Below are 212 nucleotides of genomic sequence, written 5' to 3'. Positions count from 1 at the left end.
GGCCTGAGTGGACTTGAACCACCGACCTCACCCTTATCAGGGGTGCGCTCTAACCACCTGAGCTACAAGCCTATTAAGGTATTTCTGCTCGTTATTTTCATCAGACAATCTGTTGTGGACACTGCACTTTCCAATATCTCACTTCAGTTTAAGGAGGTGATCCAACCGCAGGTTCCCCTACGGTTACCTTGTTACGACTTCACCCCAGTCAT

General features: G+C 48.6%; 1 rRNA gene. It reads right to left on the bottom strand.

Annotation, left to right across the window (positions count from 1 at the left end):
• Nucleotides 1-149: 149 nt before the first annotated feature.
• Nucleotides 150-212, bottom strand: a 16S ribosomal RNA gene (locus MFP24_RS00015); the annotation flags it as partial.

The organism is Brenneria tiliae (genome assembly GCF_023347575.1).
In the GTDB taxonomy this organism is placed as follows: Bacteria; Pseudomonadota; Gammaproteobacteria; order Enterobacterales; family Enterobacteriaceae; genus Brenneria; species Brenneria corticis.
The sequence above is the reverse complement of the archived record's forward strand: the minus strand, read 5'-3'. Positions and strand labels throughout refer to the sequence as shown.